We start from the raw sequence: 15,880 nt of genomic DNA, 5'->3' as shown, positions 1-15,880 counted from the left end.
ACCCACCGTGAGGCAGGCCATCGCTCCCCGCGTGCGGATCCTGTTGTTGCTGCTCCTCGCCGTCGCCGGCGCACTGTTCGCCCAGGCCACGCCCGTCTCCGCGCACGCCGCGCTGACGGGGAGCGACCCGCAGCAGGGAGCGGTGGTCGACCAGGCGCCCTCCCAGGTGTCGCTGACCTTCTCCGAGAAGGTCGCGATGTCCGACGGCTCGGTGCGCGTTCTCGACCCGAAGGGCAAGCAGGTCGACACGGGCAAGACCACCGACCTGGGCAGCAACACGTACGCCGTGAATCTGCACGAGGGCCTGCCCGACGGCACGTTCACCGTCACCTACCAGGTGGTGTCGGCGGACAGCCACCCCGTTTCGGGGGCCTTCACCTTCTCCGTGGGCGCGCCCTCGAAGACCACCGTCTCGCTGTCCGACCAGGAGGCGGGCGGCGGAGTCGTGGGCGGGCTCTACGGTTTCGCACGCTATGTGGCGTACGCGGGATTCGTACTCTTCGTCGGCGGCGCGGCCTTCGTGCTCGCCTGCTGGCCGCGCGGTGCCGGCGTGCGGCCGCTGCAGCGGCTTGTGGTCTCCGGGTGGCTCGCTCTCACCGCGGCCACGCTCGCCATGTTGCTGTTGCGCGGCTCCTACGCCGGCTCCGGGAAGGTCGGGGACATCTTCGACCTGAATCTGCTCAGCCAGGTGCTGCAGACCAAGACGGGCGCTGCGCTGGTCTCGCGGCTGCTGCTGCTCGCCGCGGGCGCGCTGTTCATCGCCGTACTCTTCGGAGCCTTCGAGAAGCGCGAGGACGAGAAGGAGAAGCAGGACCTCACCTTCGGGCTCGCCATCGGCGGGTCCGTCGTGGCGGCGGGCCTGGCCGGGACCTGGGCGCTTGCCGAGCATGCCTCGACCGGCATCCAGACCGGGATCGCGATGCCCGTGGACGTCCTGCATCTGATGGCCGTCGCCGCCTGGCTGGGCGGCCTGACGGCGCTGCTGGTGGCGCTCTACCGCGCGCCGTCGATCGAGTCGTCCACCGTACGCCGCTTCTCCGGCGTCGCGTTCGGCAGTGTGGCCGTCCTCGCCGCGACCGGGATCTACCAGTCGTGGCGGCAGCTCGGTTCCTGGACAGCGCTCACCGGAACGTCGTACGGGCAGCTGCTACTCGTCAAGATCGGGCTGGTGGCCGTGCTCGTCGGCGTCGCGTGGATCTCCCGGCGCTGGACCGCCCGGTTGACGTCGGCTCCTGAAGCCCCGCTTGAAACCGAAAACCCCGAAGACCCTGCAGGCCCTGAAGACGCCGAGGAGCGTACGGACGAGAAGGAACCGGCCGCCGCACACGCGGGCGGCGGGAACAGCAAGCGTGCGGCTCAACTGGCCCGGCAGCGGGCCGCCGTGGCCACCGCACGCGAGAAGCGCGCCCGCGACGCCGATCCGCGTCGCTCGGGCCTGCGCCGCTCGGTGCTCGCCGAGGCGGGTGTCGCCGTGGTAGTACTCGCCGTGACAACCGCACTGACGTCCACCGAGCCCGGTCGCACGGTGGAGGACGCCAAGGCCGCCACCGCCGCCTCACAGCCGGAGTCCGCAGCACTGTCCCTGGAGATGCCGTTCGACACGGGCGGCCAGGACGGCAAGGGCGTCGCACGGCTCGAACTCGACCCGGCTCGCGTCGGCGGCAATGACATGCATGTCTACGTAGAGCGGCCCAACGGCAAGGCCTTCGACATCCCCGAGGTCAAGGTCGCCCTCACCCTCGAGGCGAAGGACATCGGACCCCTGCCCGTGGTCCCGGACCGTATCGCCACCGGACACTGGACGGCGAGCGGGGTGCAGATCCCCATGACGGGCAGCTGGAACATCGCAGTCACGGTGCGGACCTCCGACATCGACCAGGTGACCGTCGACAAGAACGCGCAGATCGGCTGAACGACACCATGGCTGAACAGTCCACTCCGGAGACCTCTCCCAAGGGGATCATTTCGCGACGGCGGCTGCTCGGCACCGCCGGTGCCAGCGGGCTCGCGCTCGGCGCGGCGGGCGGGGCCGCCGGTTATGCCGCGGCGCCCTCCGCCGACCAGGCCATGCCCCTCAGCTCGCTCGGCGCGGACGAGGTGATGTTTCACGGGAAACATCAGCCCGGCATCACCACCCCCCTCCAAGCACGCGGTCACCTCGTCGCCTTCGACCTGGCGGCGGGCGCGGGCCGCAAGGAGGCCGCCGCGCTGCTGCGCCGCTGGTCCGCCACGGCACAGCGGCTGATGACCGGCGAAGCGACCGACAGCAAGGACACGGATGTCGCCCGCGACGCGGGCCCGTCGTCCCTGACCGTCACCCTCGGTTTCGGGCACAGCTTCTTCACCCGTACCGGACTGGAGAAGCAGCGCCCCATCGCCCTCGACCCGCTGCCCGACTTCTCCTCGAACCACCTCGACAAGGCGCGCAGCGACGGCGACCTGTGGGTTCAGATCGGCGCGAACGACGCCCTTGTCGCCTTCCACGCCCTGCGCGCGATCCAGAAGGACGCCGGCTCCGCGGCCCGGATCCGCTGGCAGATGAACGGCTTCAACCGCTCTCCGGGCGCCACCGCGCAGCCGATGACGGCCCGCAACCTGATGGGCCAGATCGACGGCACGCGCAATCCGAAGCCGTCCGAAGCAGACTTCGACCAACGGATCTTCGTACCCGACTCGGGCGAACCCCCGTGGATGGCCGGGGGCTCCTACGCCGTCGTACGCCGTATCCGCATGCTCCTCGACGACTGGGAGAATCTCTCGCTCAAGGACCAAGAGGAGGTCATCGGGAGACGCAAGTCGGACGGGGCACCGCTGACCGGCGGCACCGAGACCACCGAGCCGAAGCTGGAGAAGACAGACGCCTCCGGCAAGCTCGTCATCCCGATCAACGCACATGCGCGCATCACGCGGCCCGACCAGAACGGCGGCGCCGCCATGCTGCGCCGGCCGTTCTCCTTCCACGACGGCTTCGACGCGGACGGCGTACCGGACGCGGGCCTGCTCTTCGTCTGCTGGCAGGCCGACCCGCTGCGCGGCTTCGTACCGGTGCAGCGCAAGCTCGACCGGGGAGACGCGCTGTCGGCGTTCATCCGGCACGAGGCAAGCGGACTGTTCGCGGTGCCGGGCGGGGCGGCGGAGGGGGAATACGTGGGGCAACGGTTGCTGGAGGGATGAGAAAGCCCCCTGGGGCGGCCGGGGCCAGAGGCGTGAGCCCTGGCCGCGTACGGCCCATTAGGGTGAAGCCATGCCAGCCAGCTACGCGTATCTCGGACCCGAGGGCACCTTCACCGAAGTCGCCCTGCGCACACTCCCGGAGACCGCCACCCGGGAACTCGTCCCGATGGTGTCCGTACCGGCCGCGCTCGACGCAGTCCGAGGCGGCGAGGCCGAGGCGGCTTTCGTCCCGATCGAGAACTCCGTCGAGGGCGGCATCACCACGACGCTCGACGAACTGGTCGCCGGCGAACCGCTGATGATCTATCGCGAAGTGCTGCTCTCGATCACCTTCGCACTGCTGGTCAGGCCGGGCACGAAGCTATCGGAGATCAAGACGGTGACCGCGCACCCGGCCGCCCAGCCGCAGGTGCGCATCTGGATGAAGAACAACCTCCCCGACGTGATCTGGGAGTCGGCGGCCTCGAACGCGGACGGCGCGCGCCTGGTGCAGGAGGGGCGCTACGACGCGGCCTTCGCGGGTGAGTTCGCGGCCCAGCGGTACGGCCTGGAGCCGCTGGAGACCGGGATCCACGACGCGGAGAACGCGCAGACCCGGTTCGTGCTGGTGGGCAAGCCCGCCCGGCCCGCGGCACCGACCGGCGCGGACAAGACGTCCGTGGTCGTCTGGCAGCGCGACGACCACCCGGGCGCCCTGCTGGAACTGCTCCAGGAGTTCGCCGTACGCGGCGTCAACCTGATGCTGCTGCAGTCCCGGCCGACCGGTGAGGGCATCGGCAACTACTGCTTCGCCATCGACGCCGAGGGCCATATCGCGGACCGCCGGGTGGGCGAGGCGCTGATGGGCCTCAAGCGGAGGTGTCCGCAGGTGCGGTTCCTCGGGTCTTATCCGCGGGCCGAGGTCGACGCCGGGGAGGTACGCGCACCGGGGGCGGGCACGTCCGACGGCGAGTTCGCGGCGGCCTCCGACTGGCTGGCCCGCTGCCAGGACGGCCGGTTCTAGCCCGTCCAAGCCGGTCCTACCAGCCGCTCTTCTTCATCCACAGAAGTTATCCACAGGACCTGTTCTCGACCTGGGGACAAGTCGACAACAGGGCGTGATGCAGTCGACAAATCGCCCTACGACCCCCAACTGGGACCACAGCACAGCAGGTCGCGCTCCGTCCGCCCGTTTCCCCCAGCCGACCCTTTGGGGTGAACCATTTCCACCCGAAAGTGGACGGAGAGAGGGTCAGGTCCGGGGGTTTTTCGTCCCGGCGTGCCACGTTCGGACCGATCACCTGCGAAGTCCACAGATCTTTCGCACAGCCTGTGGATAACTCTTCGAAGGGTGTGACTCCCTGTGGACAACCCACTCCGCAAGTCTCTTTTCCCGCAGGGGAATCGGGTCAACTCGCGGTATCCCTACTGCCCCATTCCGGGGAGTTGGGCTTCTTTTATTGACAGAGTTGATTAATTCCGGCATAACGGTCAGCAGCGACAGATCGGAATACCGGGTCGTGGGCCAGAACACCGCACCGGTAGCCTTGAGGGGTGATTGACCTTCGCCTGCTCCGTGAGGACCCCGACCGTGTGCGTGCGTCGCAGCGCGCCCGTGGAGAGGACGTCGCGCTCGTCGACGCCCTGCTCTCCGCCGACGAGCGGCGCAGGTCGTCCGGCGTCCGCTTCGACGAGCTGCGCGCCGAGCAGAAGGCCCTCGGCAAGCTCATCCCCAAGGCTTCCGGCGACGAGAAGGCCGAGCTCCTGAAGAAGACGGGGCAGCTCGCCGCCGACGTCAAGGCTGCCGATGCCTCGAAGGACGAGGCCGCGGCCGAGGCCCAGGAGCTGCTGCTCCAGCTGAGCAACCTCGTGCACCCCGACGTCCCGGTCGGCGGCGAGGAGGACTTCGTCACCCTGGAGACGCACGGCACGATCCGTGATTTCGCGGCGGAGGGCTTCGAGCCGAAGGACCACCTGGAGCTCGGTACGACGCTCGGCGCGATCGACGTCGAGCGCGGCGCCAAGGTCTCCGGCTCGCGCTTCTACTTCCTCACCGGCGTGGGCGCCCTGCTGGAACTCGCGCTGGTGAACGCGGCGATGGCGCAGGCCACGGCCGCCGGCTTCACGCCGATGCTGACTCCGGCGCTGGTCCGCCCGCAGGCCATGGCCGGCACGGGCTTCCTCGGCCAGGCGGCGCAGGACGTGTACCACCTGGACAATGACGACCTGTACCTGGTCGGTACCTCCGAGGTGGCGCTCGCCGCATACCACATGGACGAGATCATCGACGGCGACCGCCTCCCGCTGCGCTACGCGGGCTTCTCGCCCTGCTTCCGCCGCGAGGCCGGTTCGCATGGCAAGGACACGCGCGGCATCTTCCGGGTGCACCAGTTCGACAAGGTCGAGATGTTCTCGTACGTCGACCCGGCGGACTCGCAGGCCGAGCACCAGCGCCTGCTGGACTGGGAGAAGCAGTGGCTGACCTCGCTGGAGCTGCCGTTCCGGGTGATCGACGTGGCTTCGGCGGACCTGGGGTCCTCGGCGGCCCGTAAGTTCGACTGCGAGGCGTGGGTCCCGACCCAGGGCAAGTACCGCGAGCTGACGTCGACCTCGGACTGCACGGAGTTCCAGTCGCGGCGCCTGGCGATCCGTATGCGTGACGGCAAGCAAGTCAAGCCGCTCGCGACACTGAACGGCACGCTGTGCGCCGTACCGCGCACGATCGTGGCAATCCTGGAGAACCATCAGCAGGCCGACGGCTCCGTCCGGGTGCCCGAGGTGCTGCGGCCGTTCCTGGGTGGCCGGGAGATCCTGGAGCCGGTCGCGAAGGCCGCCAAGTGAGCGACTCCGCTCCCGCCTTCCCCTACAAACTCGTCGCGACCGATCTCGACGGAACGCTGCTGCGCTCCGACGACACGGTCTCGGAGCGCACACGTGAGGCGCTCGCCGCGGCCACCGCGGCGAGCGCTGCGCACATCGTCGTCACTGGGCGGGCGGTGCCGTGGACCCGCCACATCCTGGACGAACTCGGGTACGACGGGATCGCGGTGTGCGCTCAGGGCGCGCAGGTGTACGACGCGGGGGCGCACCGGCTGCTCACCACGCTGACTCTCGACCGGCAGCTGGCCGGCCTGGCGCTCGCCAAAATCGAGGCGGAGGTCGGCACGCTGGCCCTGGCCGCGAGCCGTGACGGCCTCGACGGCGACGTCCTGATCGGTCCCGGCTACCAGGTCCAGGGACTGCTGCAGGCCGTCCCGTTCACCGACCTCGCGGAACTGTGGGCCGAGCCGCTGACGAAGATGTACATCCAGCACCCGCGTCTGACCGACGACGAACTCGCGGACGCGGCACGTCAGGCGGCGGGTGGTCTGGTGTCCGTCACCATGGCGGGCGAGGGCATCGTCGAGATCCTCCCCCTCGGTCTTTCCAAGGCCACGGGCCTTTCGCTGGCGGCCCGCCGTCTGGGCGTCAAGGCGGCCGAGACGATCGCGTTCGGCGACATGCCCAACGACATCCCGATGTTCGGTTGGTCCGCCCACGGCGTGGCCATGGCCAACGCCCATGAGGAACTCAAGGCGGTCGCCGACGAGATGACCCTGTCCAATGAGGAGGACGGGATCGCGGTGGTGCTGGAGCGGTTGCTGAGCTGAGCGCCCAACGCTGCCGCTGTGACCTGGCATCAGGCATGTCACAGCGACAGCGTTCCGGCGAAGTCGGGAGGGGCGGCCCGCGCGTGATGCGCGCTCGAAGCGGCCGCCCCGGGCAGCTCCCCGTGCGGGGCGGACTCGACGGAGCGGTAGCTACTCCGGAGTGCGCCGCGGGCTGCCCTGCCGGGAGCTCGACGGACTGCTACTGATGGGCATCGTCGCGCTCCTCTCCCAGAATGCGGCGCCGGAGGAACCCGGCGACCTGGACATAACCACTCTGCCCGTACGCCGAGTTGGGCGCCACCGAATAAAGGTGCGCTCCGCGAGGGAGGCCCGGGAGCGGCTACCGGTTGCGGCGCCACTTGCGTCGTCGCGCCTTGCTGAAGAACCAGCCCGCGGGCGGTTCGTCGGACCGCCAGGGCTGCGGTTCGGGACCTCCATTGCGCCAGCGGGCCGCGAGCATACGAGCGCGTGCCGACGGCTCGGCCGTCTCGGCGGACCGTATGAAGTCCTCGTCCAGGACGAGGTCGTCCCAGGTGTCCTCGGACTCCCCCTGACCGTCGCTTCGCGGTGCCTGCCGTCCCATCCCCGTTCCTCCTTGCCGTGCATCCCTTTGGACAAGTGTGCCGTTGCCCGCGTAAAACCGATCTCAAGATCAAAAGAAGCCCCACGCGCGTGGACCCCAACAGCGAGTACACGCGCGTGGGGCCGCCCCGACTCCCCGGAGTGCCTACTCCTCGCCGGCCAGCGTCAGCGACCGCAACTTCTGCCCCGCGAACCATGTGGCGGCCACGGTCACCACGATCAGCAGCACCGTGCCCGTCGCAAGGCCCACATCGGAGGTGACAAGGTCCCCACCCGTGACCTCATGGGCCACGGCGAGCGACCACTGCTGAACGCTGAGCGTGCGCGCCCCGGACACAAGGGACCCGAAGAGGGCCTCCCAGACGAGGGCGTAGACGAGCCCGAAGACCACCGCGTGCCGGGTGACCGTGCCGAGCAGCAGGAAGAGGGCGGCGTACGCGATGGAGGCCACCAGCGCGGCCACGGTGTATGCGACGGCGATCTGCTGCCCGTTGCCGTTGAGGATCATCCCGGCGAGGAATGTCGGAATCGCGGAGAACGCCATGGTCACGGCGATCGCGACGATCAGCTTGGTGAAGATGATCGTGGGCCGCTTGATCGGCTTGGCGAGCAGGTACACCACCGAGCCGTCGTCGATCTCCGGCCCGATCGCGCCCGTACCGGCGATGACGCCGATGATCGGCACCATCGTGGCGAGCGCGAACCCGCCGAGGACGTTGGCGGCCACTTGGTCGTCGGTGCCGGTGAAGGCACGGACCGCCACGGAGATCACGATCAGCAGGACGGGCAGCGCGCCCAGGATGAGGGCCCGGCGGCGGCCGAGCAGGCCCCGGTAGGTGAGCCTGGCGACTGTGGGGTCGTACATCTTCGGCCTCCTACGCCGCGACGAGATACGAGAAGACGGACTCGAGGGACTCGTCCGAGGGCGAGACCGCCAGCAGGCGGATGCCGTGATCCCTGGCCACCCGCGGCAGCAGTGCCGTGAAGCGCCCGAAGTCGACCGCCTGAATGCGCAACGCGCCCTCTTGGAGGTCCACTTCGATGCCGGAGGTCGACGGGTCGGCGATGAGCGCGGCCGCGAGCGCGCGGTCGTCGCTGGAGCGCACGAGGTAGCGGTGCGGGCGGTCGGTCATCAGGCGCCGGATGCGCCGGAAGTCGCCGCTCGCGGCGTGCCGTCCGGCGACGATCACCTCGATGTGTGAGGCGAGTTGCTCGACCTCTTCGAGGATGTGCGACGAGAACAGCACCGTGCGGCCCTCGTCGCCCATGCGACGGAGCAGTTCCATCAGCTGCATGCGCTGGCGTGGGTCCATGCCGTTGAAGGGCTCGTCGAGCAGCAGCAGGGACGGCCCGTGGACGAGCGCGGAGGCCATTTTCACGCGCTGCCGCATGCCCTTGGAGTACGTCGAGATCTTCCGGTCCTGCGCGTACTCCATCTCGACCGTGGCGAGGGCCTTCTGAGCGGCCTTCTTACCGAGGCCGTGCAACTCGGCGTTCGCGACGACGAATTCGCGGCCGGTGAGGAAGTCGTACATCGCCTCGCGCTCCGGGACGATGCCGATCTTCTTGTAGATCTGTTCGTTGCGCCAGGTCGGCTCGCCGTCGAGTGTGACGGAGCCCGTGGAGGGGGCGAGGAAGCCGCCCATCATGTTGATGAGGGTGGACTTTCCGGCGCCGTTCGGGCCGAGCAGGCCGGTGACTCCCGGACCGACCGTCATCGTGATGTCGTTGACGGCCACCACGTTGCCGAACCAGCGCGATACGTGGTCGATGTTGAGCGTGGTCACAGTCCGACCTTTCGGTAGCGGCGCATCAGGAGGCCGTAGCAGCCCGCGATGAGGCCCAGGACGACAAGGAGGTAGACGACGCCCTCGCCGTTCGACGGGCCCACTTCTCCGGGGAAGGAGGACGAGGCGCCGAGGAAGGCGGTCTGTACTCCGTCGATGAGTGTGATGGGCGAGAAGAGGCCGAGCCAGGCGATCGCACCGGTGCTGTTCTGCTCGTACGCGATGGCCTGGACGGTGGACACCGCCCCGTAGGAGATGGTCAGCGTGGCGATGACGGCCGCGATGCCGAAGCCGCGGCGCGGGGTGACCGCCGAGATGACCAGGCCGATACCGGCGAAGAGCAGTGAAAGCAGTGCCACGGAGACGAGCCCTTGTGCGAAACCCTTGGTCTGGTCGGTGAAGTCAAGTTTGGCCAGCAGTGCGCCCACATAGAGCACGAGCAAGGGTGCGGCGGTGAGGATGAACATCGCCGATGCCAGCGCCGCGTACTTGGCGCGGACGTAGTCGGCGGTCTCGATGGGGCGCGAGAAGTACAGCGGTACGGTCTTGAAGCGCAGGTCGCGCGAGACGGACTGCGGTGCCTGCGAGGCCACGTACAGGCCGATGACCGCCTGCAGGAAGATCGCATAGCGCGTGTAGTCGACCGGCAGGTCCTTCGCCGTGGTGGCGACCGCGACGGCCACCATGATGGCCGCGGGCACGCACATCACCACGAAGAGCAGCATCGGCAGGACCTTGGTCTTGACCGAGCGGCCGAGGCCGTACGAGCCGCGCAGGGACTGCGAGTAGAGCGAGCGGCGGGCGTAGGCGCGGCCCAGGCGTGGGCCGTCGTAGTTGCGGTAGCCGATGTTGTGGATCCGGGTCTGCTCGCCGGCCCGGGCCGGGGTCTGCTCAACCGCCATGGCCGACCGCCTCCTTCCGCTCTTCGTCGCGCGCGTCGTCGGCGTCCTTGAAGACCTCCGAGATGTGGTGCCTGCGCTGTTCCATACGGACCAGGCCGAGGCCGAGGTCGGCGACGATGTCGCGTACGAGGTCGTACGTCTCCTCGCCGTCTGCCGTGAGCAGCAGGATGTGACCGGCGCCCGGCAGTCCGCTGCCGTCGTGAGTGTCGATCCCGCGCGCGTGCAGCACCTCGCGCACCGCGCGGGTGCCGTCCGGGTGGTCGTCGGTGTCGGTGACCTCGATCGCGAGGGTCGTCGTGGTCTGGGTGAAGTCCGTGGTGGAGCTGGACCGCAGGAGCTTGCCGCCGTCGATGACGACGACGTGGTCGCAGGTGCGCTCCAGTTCGCCCAGCAGGTGCGAGGTGACCAGGACCGAGATGCCGAAGTCGGTGTGGATGCGGCGGATCAGGCCCAGCATCTCGTCGCGGCCGACCGGGTCGAGGCCGTTGGTCGGCTCGTCGAGGAAGACCAGCTGGGGGTCGTGGACAAGGGCCTGCGCGAGCTTCACACGCTGCTTCATGCCGGTCGAGTAGCCGCCGATGGGGCGGTAGCGCTCCTCGTAGAGACCGACGTGGCGCAGCGTGTCCGCGGTGCGCTCGCGGGCTGCCGCCGGGGGCAGGCCGGACATGCGCGCCATGTGGACGACGAACTCGGTTGCCGACACATCGGGCGGCAGACAGTCGTGCTCGGGCATGTATCCGACCCGCTCGCGGATGTCGCCGCCCTTGGTGGCGACATCGAGGCCGAGCACTTCGGCGCGGCCCTCGGTGGCGGGGGACAGACCCAGCAGGATCTTGATCAGTGTGGACTTGCCGGCTCCGTTGGCTCCGACGAGTCCCGTCACACCGGGCCCGACGTCCACGGAGAGCCGGTCAAGCGCGGTCACCCTCGGGAACCGCTTGCTCAGGCTTTCGGTCGCGATCACAGTCACGGTTCGAAGGTAGTGGCGCGGGCCACAATGGGGCGTCACCCCAGGGAGCTGTATCGGTGTCACTCTCCGGTATTACGGGCCCGTAGGGGTCCGCCTGAGGTCGAACAACCGAGGGCGGCTGTCCACCCCGGCCGGCTTTCCACATTGGGCGAATTGTCCACAGGCCCCGCGCCTGCCGTTGACGCGGCTTCCAACAATTGGAACATTCGACAGGGCCCGGCACGCGATCGCTGACGGGCCTGGCCGGCGTGCGTAATTGGGGGGCGCGTGAGCAAGCGAGACCGTACGGGCAACGGGGGTCGCGTGGCAGGCGAAGGGCTGCTCAAGGGCGCGCGCGAACGGTGGGTGTGGACGGGCGGGGTCGAGTTGTGCGTCGCCGAACTGGGGGACCCCTCGCAGCCGACCGTCCTGCTCGTCCACGGCTATCCGGACACCAAGGAGGTGTGGTCCGAGGTCGCTCCACGCCTCGTCGAGCGCGGATTCCACGTGGTGCTTTACGACGTCCGGGGCCACGGCAGGTCGACCGCGCCGCAGCCGCTGCGCGGCGGTTTCACTCTGGAGAAGCTGACGGACGACTTCCTGGCGGTCGCGGACGCGGTCAGCCCTGACCGGCCGGTGCATCTGGTCGGGCACGACTGGGGATCGGGCCAGGGCTGGGAATTCGTCACGGTCGGGCGCACCGAAGGGCGGATCGCCTCCTTCACGTCGATGTCCGGGCCTTCCGTGGACCACTTCGGGCACTGGATCAAGAAGCGCAGGTCACGCCCGACCCCGCGCAGGCTCGGTCAACTCCTCGGCCAGGGAACCAAGTCCTGGTACATCTACGCGCTGCACATCCCCGTCCTGCCCGAACTTCTCTGCCGCGGCCCACTCGGCAAGCAGTGGCCGAAGATCCTTCGGCGGATCGAGAAGATCCCCACGGACGAGTACCCGACCGCCTCGCTGCCCTCGGACGCGGCAAACGGCGTATGGCTGTATCGGGACAACATCCGGCCGCGGCTGCGCAATCCGCGCCCTGACGCGTACGCACACGCGCCCGTGCAGCTCATCACCCCCCTGGACGATGCCTTCCTGTCCGAACGGCTCTACGACGACCTGGAGCAATGGGCCCCGCAGCTGGTCCGCCGCACGCTCCCGGCCAAGCACTGGATCCCGCGCACCCGACCGGATCAACTGACCACCTGGATCACCGAGTTCGTGACCTCCATCGACAGTGGAAGGCCCGCACCAGTGGCGACCGGCAAGTACGCGGACCGCTTCGGCGGGCAGCTCGTGCTGGTCACCGGGGCAGGCAGCGGCATCGGGCGGGCCACCGCCCTGGCGTTCGCCGAGGCCGGCGCACGCGTGGTGGCCGTCGACCGGGACGCACAGAGCGTGGCCCGCACCGCGGAGCTGTCCCGTCAGGGCGGGGCGCGCGAAGCGTGGGCCGAGACGGTCGACGTCGGTGACGAACAGGCCATGGAGAAGCTCGCCGACAAGGTCGCCGCCGAGTACGGGGTGGTCGACGTACTGGTGAACAACGCCGGGATCGGACTCTCCGGCTCCTTCTTCGACACCACGACGGAGGACTGGAAGAAGATCCTCGATGTCAACCTGTGGGGTGTGATCCACGGCTGCCGGCTCTTCGGCAGGCAGATGGTCGAGCGCGGGCAGGGCGGCCATATCGTCAACACCGCGTCGGCGGCGGCCTATCTGCCCTCGAAGGCGCTGCCCGCCTACAGCACCTCCAAGGCGGCGGTGCTGATGCTCAGCGAATGCCTGCGCGCGGAGCTGGCGGACCAGGGCATCGGCGTCTCGGCGATCTGCCCCGGCTTCATCAACACCAACATCACCTCGACCGCACACTTCGCGGGCGTCGACGCCGACGAGGAAAAGCAGCGCCGGAAGAAGACCGCGCGGCTGTACGGACTGCGCAATTACCCACCCGAGAAGGTCGCCGACGCCGTCCTGCGCGCGGTGGTCCGCAACCAGTCCGTGGTGCCTGTGACCCCCGAGGCCCGTGGTGCCCACCTCATGGCCCGCTTCACACCCAGGGCGCTGCGCGCGATCGGTCGGATAGAGCCACCGCTGTGAGGACATGCCGGAGGAAAACACCGAAAGAGACGGAGAGTTGTCCACAGGTACCGTCAACTTTCCCTGTGGATAACGCACTTGGCTGTGGATCAAACCTCCGCACACAAATAAAATGCGTGATCAGCGTCTCGCCAGGCACTCTGGCGTCATGAACGAATCCAAAACCGATGCCGAGATCGATGAGGAGATCCATTCCGCGATCGACTCCAAGATCGATGCACGCCGCACCGTGAAGGTGTCGAAGTACCTCTCGAAACACCTGCGGCATCAGCCCGAGCTGATCGGGCTCACGCTCGACGAGGGCGGCTGGGTCGAGATCGAGACGCTGATGGCCGCGGCGGCAGCCCACGGCTTCCGGTTCACGCGGGCCGAGCTCGACCACGTGGTGGCCACCAACGACAAGCGGCGCTTCGCGATCGAGGGCACCCGGATCCGCGCCAGCCAGGGCCATTCCGTCGAGGTGGATCTCGGTCTGGCCCCGGCGACGCCGCCCGCGTATCTCTACCACGGGACAGTCGCCCGCAACCTGGACGCGATCCGCACCGAGGGCCTCCGGCCCATGAACCGCCACGATGTGCACCTCTCAGCGGACCGCGAGACCGCGACCCGCGTCGGTGCCCGCCGCGGTCGTCCCGTCGTGGTGTCCGTGGACGCCGCCACCATGCACCGTGACGGCCACGTCTTCCGGGTCAGCGCCAACGGCGTCTGGCTCACTGCCGCCGTGCCGCCGGGCTACATCCGGTTTCCCGAGCCGCACTGACCTGCGGCCTCGGCGGGCCCCGGGCTGGCGTGGGGCCCGTGTGTGCGGGCCGTCGCACGGTCGTGCGCGCATCTGCGGGACAATGGCGGCGTGACCTCAGCGACCCGCCGGCCCCAGACTCCGGCCTCCACCGTTCCGCCCCGGCTGATCGCAACGGATCTGGACGGCACCCTGCTTCGCGACGACCATTCCGTCTCGCAGCGCACGGTCGCCGCTCTGGCCGCCGCGGAGGAGGCCGGCATCGAGGTCTTCTTCGTGACCGGCCGCCCCGCCCGCTGGATGGATGTCGTCAGCGACCATGTCCACGGCCACGGCCTCGCCATATGCGGGAACGGCGCCGCCGTGGTCGACCTGCACGGCGGCGCCGGCAACCACCGTTTCGTCAAGGTCCGGGAGTTGGCACGGGAGAACGCGCTCGATGCCGTGCGGTTGCTCCGCGAGGCCGCGCCGGGGACCGTGTTCGCCATCGAGCAGACATACGGCTTCTACCAGGAGCCGTCGTACCCGAAGATGCACATGGAGATCCCGGACACTCTCGCGCCCGCCGAGAAACTCCTGGCGCCGGACGGCCCCGGTGCCGACGAGCCGGTGCTCAAGATTCTCGCGTTCCACCACGAGATCGACCCGGACGACTTCCTGATGACCGCCCGCCTGGCCATCGGCGACCGCGCAGGCGTGACCCGCTCCAGCCCCAGCGCACTGCTGGAGATCAGCGGCCCCGGCGTCTCCAAGGCCAGCACGCTCGCGCTGTGCTGCGCCGAGCGCGGCATCTCGCACGAGGAGGTCGTCGCCTTCGGGGACATGCCGAACGACGTGGAAATGCTCACCTGGGCAGGCACGTCGTACGCGATGGGCAACGCACACCCCGACGTGATCGCCGCGGCCTCCGGACGCACAGTCGCCAACAACGAGGACGGGGTAGCGGTCGTGATCGAGCAGATGGTGGCTCTCTCCTAGTAGAGCCGCACCCCGCGCTCGGCCAGCCATCCCATCGGATCGACCCCCGAGCCGTGATACGGCGTCAGGCGCACCTCGAAGTGCAGATGCGGTCCAGTCGAGTTGCCGCTCGTGCCCGACTGGCCGACCCACTGCCCGGCCGCCACCCGCTCCCCCTGATCGACCGCGGCGGTCGCGAGATGCGCGTACTGCGTGTAGTAACCCCCGGGGTGCCGCACAACGACCTCGATACCGAACGGACCGCCGCACGACACCTTGACCACGCGCCCCTCGCCCACTGAGCGCACCGGCGCGCCGATGTCCACCGCGAAGTCCTGCCCCGTGTGCCGACTCGCCCAGCGCTCACCACCGCTGCCGAAGCTCGCGGAGAGTTCGTACGTCTTCAATGGCGCGACCCAAGCCGCCGCGAAGCCTGGCTCCGGCTGGTCGAGCCGGACCGCGGCCCGGCACGCACCCGCCGCGACCGAGGCGTCCGCCTGCCCCTGAAGCGTCGACTGCGCCGCTTCGAGCCTCTGCTCGATTCTCTGCTTCATCTCGGCGAGTCGGGCGTTGCGCCGTTCCAGGGCCTGCCAGGCCTTCGCGGCCTTCGCCTCGTCTGCGGCGAGCCGTGCCTCGGCGCGGCGGCTCTTGGTGACGGCGTTGTTGACCGCCAGGTCCGCCTGCCACACCGCACGCTGACCGCGCATCAACTCCTCGGGACTGTCCGCAAGCAGCAACTGCGCGGTGTGCGGAAGCCCCCCACCGCTGCGGTACTGGGCGCGCGCGATCCGGCCGAGGTCCCCGTGCAGTGCGGCAATGTTCCGCTGCTCCCGCTCGAGAAGCCGCTCCAGCCGCTGCGCCCGGGCCCGCTGCACCTCGGCCTCCTTGCGCCCTTCCTCGTATCGCTGCGTCGCGGCGGACGCCTCTTCGAAGAGCCGCACCACCTCGGTGCTCAGGCCACGGGGATCGCCCGCGTCCCCCTTGGCCGCCGTGGGCCCGGCCGCCAGAAGGGCCAGCGCGCACAGCAGCGCCGGTACGAGCAGGGGATGGCGGCGAAGTGGGCGCAT

General features: G+C 69.2%; 14 protein-coding genes. 8 read left to right on the top strand and 6 right to left on the bottom strand.

Going from position 1 to position 15,880, the window contains the following annotated elements; translation table 11 throughout:
• Nucleotides 1–7 precede the first annotated feature (7 nt).
• The 5 genes from ACFYO0_RS15130 to ACFYO0_RS15110 all read left to right on the top strand — a co-directional run bounded on the left by ACFYO0_RS15130 (nucleotide 8) and on the right by ACFYO0_RS15110 (nucleotide 6,803).
• Nucleotides 8–1,912 (top strand): copper resistance CopC/CopD family protein, encoded by a 1,905-nt coding sequence (locus ACFYO0_RS15130; RefSeq protein ID WP_388675062.1) that lies wholly within the window; start codon nucleotides 8–10, stop codon nucleotides 1,910–1,912.
• A gap of 8 nt (nucleotides 1,913–1,920) precedes the next feature.
• Nucleotides 1,921–3,174 carry an iron uptake transporter deferrochelatase/peroxidase subunit gene (gene efeB / locus ACFYO0_RS15125; protein WP_388675059.1) on the top strand — a complete coding sequence of 418 codons (1,254 nt, stop codon included), beginning with the start codon at nucleotides 1,921–1,923 and terminating at the stop codon, nucleotides 3,172–3,174.
• A 70-nt stretch (nucleotides 3,175–3,244) separates the two neighbouring features.
• On the top strand, nucleotides 3,245–4,177 hold the full coding sequence (gene pheA / locus ACFYO0_RS15120; protein ID WP_388675057.1) for a prephenate dehydratase: 933 nt from the start codon (nucleotides 3,245–3,247) through the stop codon (nucleotides 4,175–4,177).
• A 530-nt stretch (nucleotides 4,178–4,707) separates the two neighbouring features.
• Nucleotides 4,708–5,994, top strand: coding sequence for a serine--tRNA ligase (serS, locus tag ACFYO0_RS15115; protein ID WP_388675054.1), 1,287 nt, complete (start codon nucleotides 4,708–4,710; stop codon nucleotides 5,992–5,994).
• Nucleotides 5,991–6,803, top strand: a complete 813-nt coding sequence (locus ACFYO0_RS15110; RefSeq protein WP_388675052.1) for an HAD family hydrolase — start codon at nucleotides 5,991–5,993, stop codon at nucleotides 6,801–6,803. The genes serS and ACFYO0_RS15110 overlap by 4 nt, the downstream gene beginning before the upstream one ends.
• A gap of 340 nt (nucleotides 6,804–7,143) precedes the next feature.
• On the opposite strand, the gene ACFYO0_RS15105 is transcribed toward ACFYO0_RS15110, so the two are convergent.
• The 5 genes from ACFYO0_RS15105 to ACFYO0_RS15085 form a co-directional block, all read right to left on the bottom strand.
• Nucleotides 7,144–7,386 (bottom strand): hypothetical protein, encoded by a 243-nt coding sequence (locus ACFYO0_RS15105; protein ID WP_388675049.1) that lies wholly within the window; start codon nucleotides 7,384–7,386, stop codon nucleotides 7,144–7,146.
• A 144-nt stretch (nucleotides 7,387–7,530) separates the two neighbouring features.
• The gene (locus tag ACFYO0_RS15100; protein ID WP_388675046.1) at nucleotides 7,531–8,250 is read right to left on the bottom strand and encodes an ABC transporter permease; all 720 of its coding nucleotides are present in this window, start codon (nucleotides 8,248–8,250) and stop codon (nucleotides 7,531–7,533) included.
• Nucleotides 8,251–8,260: 10 nt separating this feature from the next.
• Nucleotides 8,261–9,172, bottom strand: coding sequence for an ABC transporter ATP-binding protein (locus ACFYO0_RS15095; RefSeq protein WP_388675043.1), 912 nt, complete (start codon nucleotides 9,170–9,172; stop codon nucleotides 8,261–8,263).
• Nucleotides 9,169–10,074 carry an ABC transporter permease gene (locus ACFYO0_RS15090; RefSeq protein WP_388675040.1) on the bottom strand — a complete coding sequence of 302 codons (906 nt, stop codon included), beginning with the start codon at nucleotides 10,072–10,074 and terminating at the stop codon, nucleotides 9,169–9,171. Before ACFYO0_RS15090 ends, ACFYO0_RS15095 begins: the two co-directional genes overlap by 4 nt.
• On the bottom strand, nucleotides 10,064–11,038 hold the full coding sequence (locus ACFYO0_RS15085) for an ABC transporter ATP-binding protein (RefSeq protein WP_165338765.1): 975 nt from the start codon (nucleotides 11,036–11,038) through the stop codon (nucleotides 10,064–10,066). Before ACFYO0_RS15085 ends, ACFYO0_RS15090 begins: the two co-directional genes overlap by 11 nt.
• A gap of 273 nt (nucleotides 11,039–11,311) precedes the next feature.
• Here ACFYO0_RS15085 and ACFYO0_RS15080 point away from each other — a divergent pair, with 273 nt between their 5' ends.
• From ACFYO0_RS15080 to ACFYO0_RS15070, 3 genes are all read left to right on the top strand, one after another.
• A complete protein-coding gene (locus ACFYO0_RS15080) occupies nucleotides 11,312–13,117 on the top strand; it encodes an SDR family oxidoreductase (RefSeq protein ID WP_388675038.1) in 1,806 nt (601 codons plus the stop codon).
• 211 nt (nucleotides 13,118–13,328) lie between these two features.
• Nucleotides 13,329–13,877, top strand: a complete 549-nt coding sequence (locus ACFYO0_RS15075; RefSeq protein WP_388675474.1) for an RNA 2'-phosphotransferase — start codon at nucleotides 13,329–13,331, stop codon at nucleotides 13,875–13,877.
• Nucleotides 13,878–13,967: 90 nt separating this feature from the next.
• Nucleotides 13,968–14,834, top strand: coding sequence for a Cof-type HAD-IIB family hydrolase (locus tag ACFYO0_RS15070; protein ID WP_388675035.1), 867 nt, complete (start codon nucleotides 13,968–13,970; stop codon nucleotides 14,832–14,834).
• Here the strand turns inward: ACFYO0_RS15070 and ACFYO0_RS15065 are convergent.
• A complete protein-coding gene (locus ACFYO0_RS15065; protein ID WP_388675032.1) occupies nucleotides 14,831–15,880 on the bottom strand; it encodes a peptidoglycan DD-metalloendopeptidase family protein in 1,050 nt (349 codons plus the stop codon). The two genes, ACFYO0_RS15070 and ACFYO0_RS15065, sit on opposite strands and share 4 nt — an antisense overlap.

Source organism: Streptomyces sp. NPDC006365 (assembly GCF_042870755.1).
In the GTDB taxonomy this organism is placed as follows: Bacteria; Actinomycetota; Actinomycetes; order Streptomycetales; family Streptomycetaceae; genus Streptomyces; species Streptomyces xiangluensis.
Note: the sequence above shows the minus strand (reverse complement) of the source record. Positions and strands in the feature narration are given on the sequence as shown.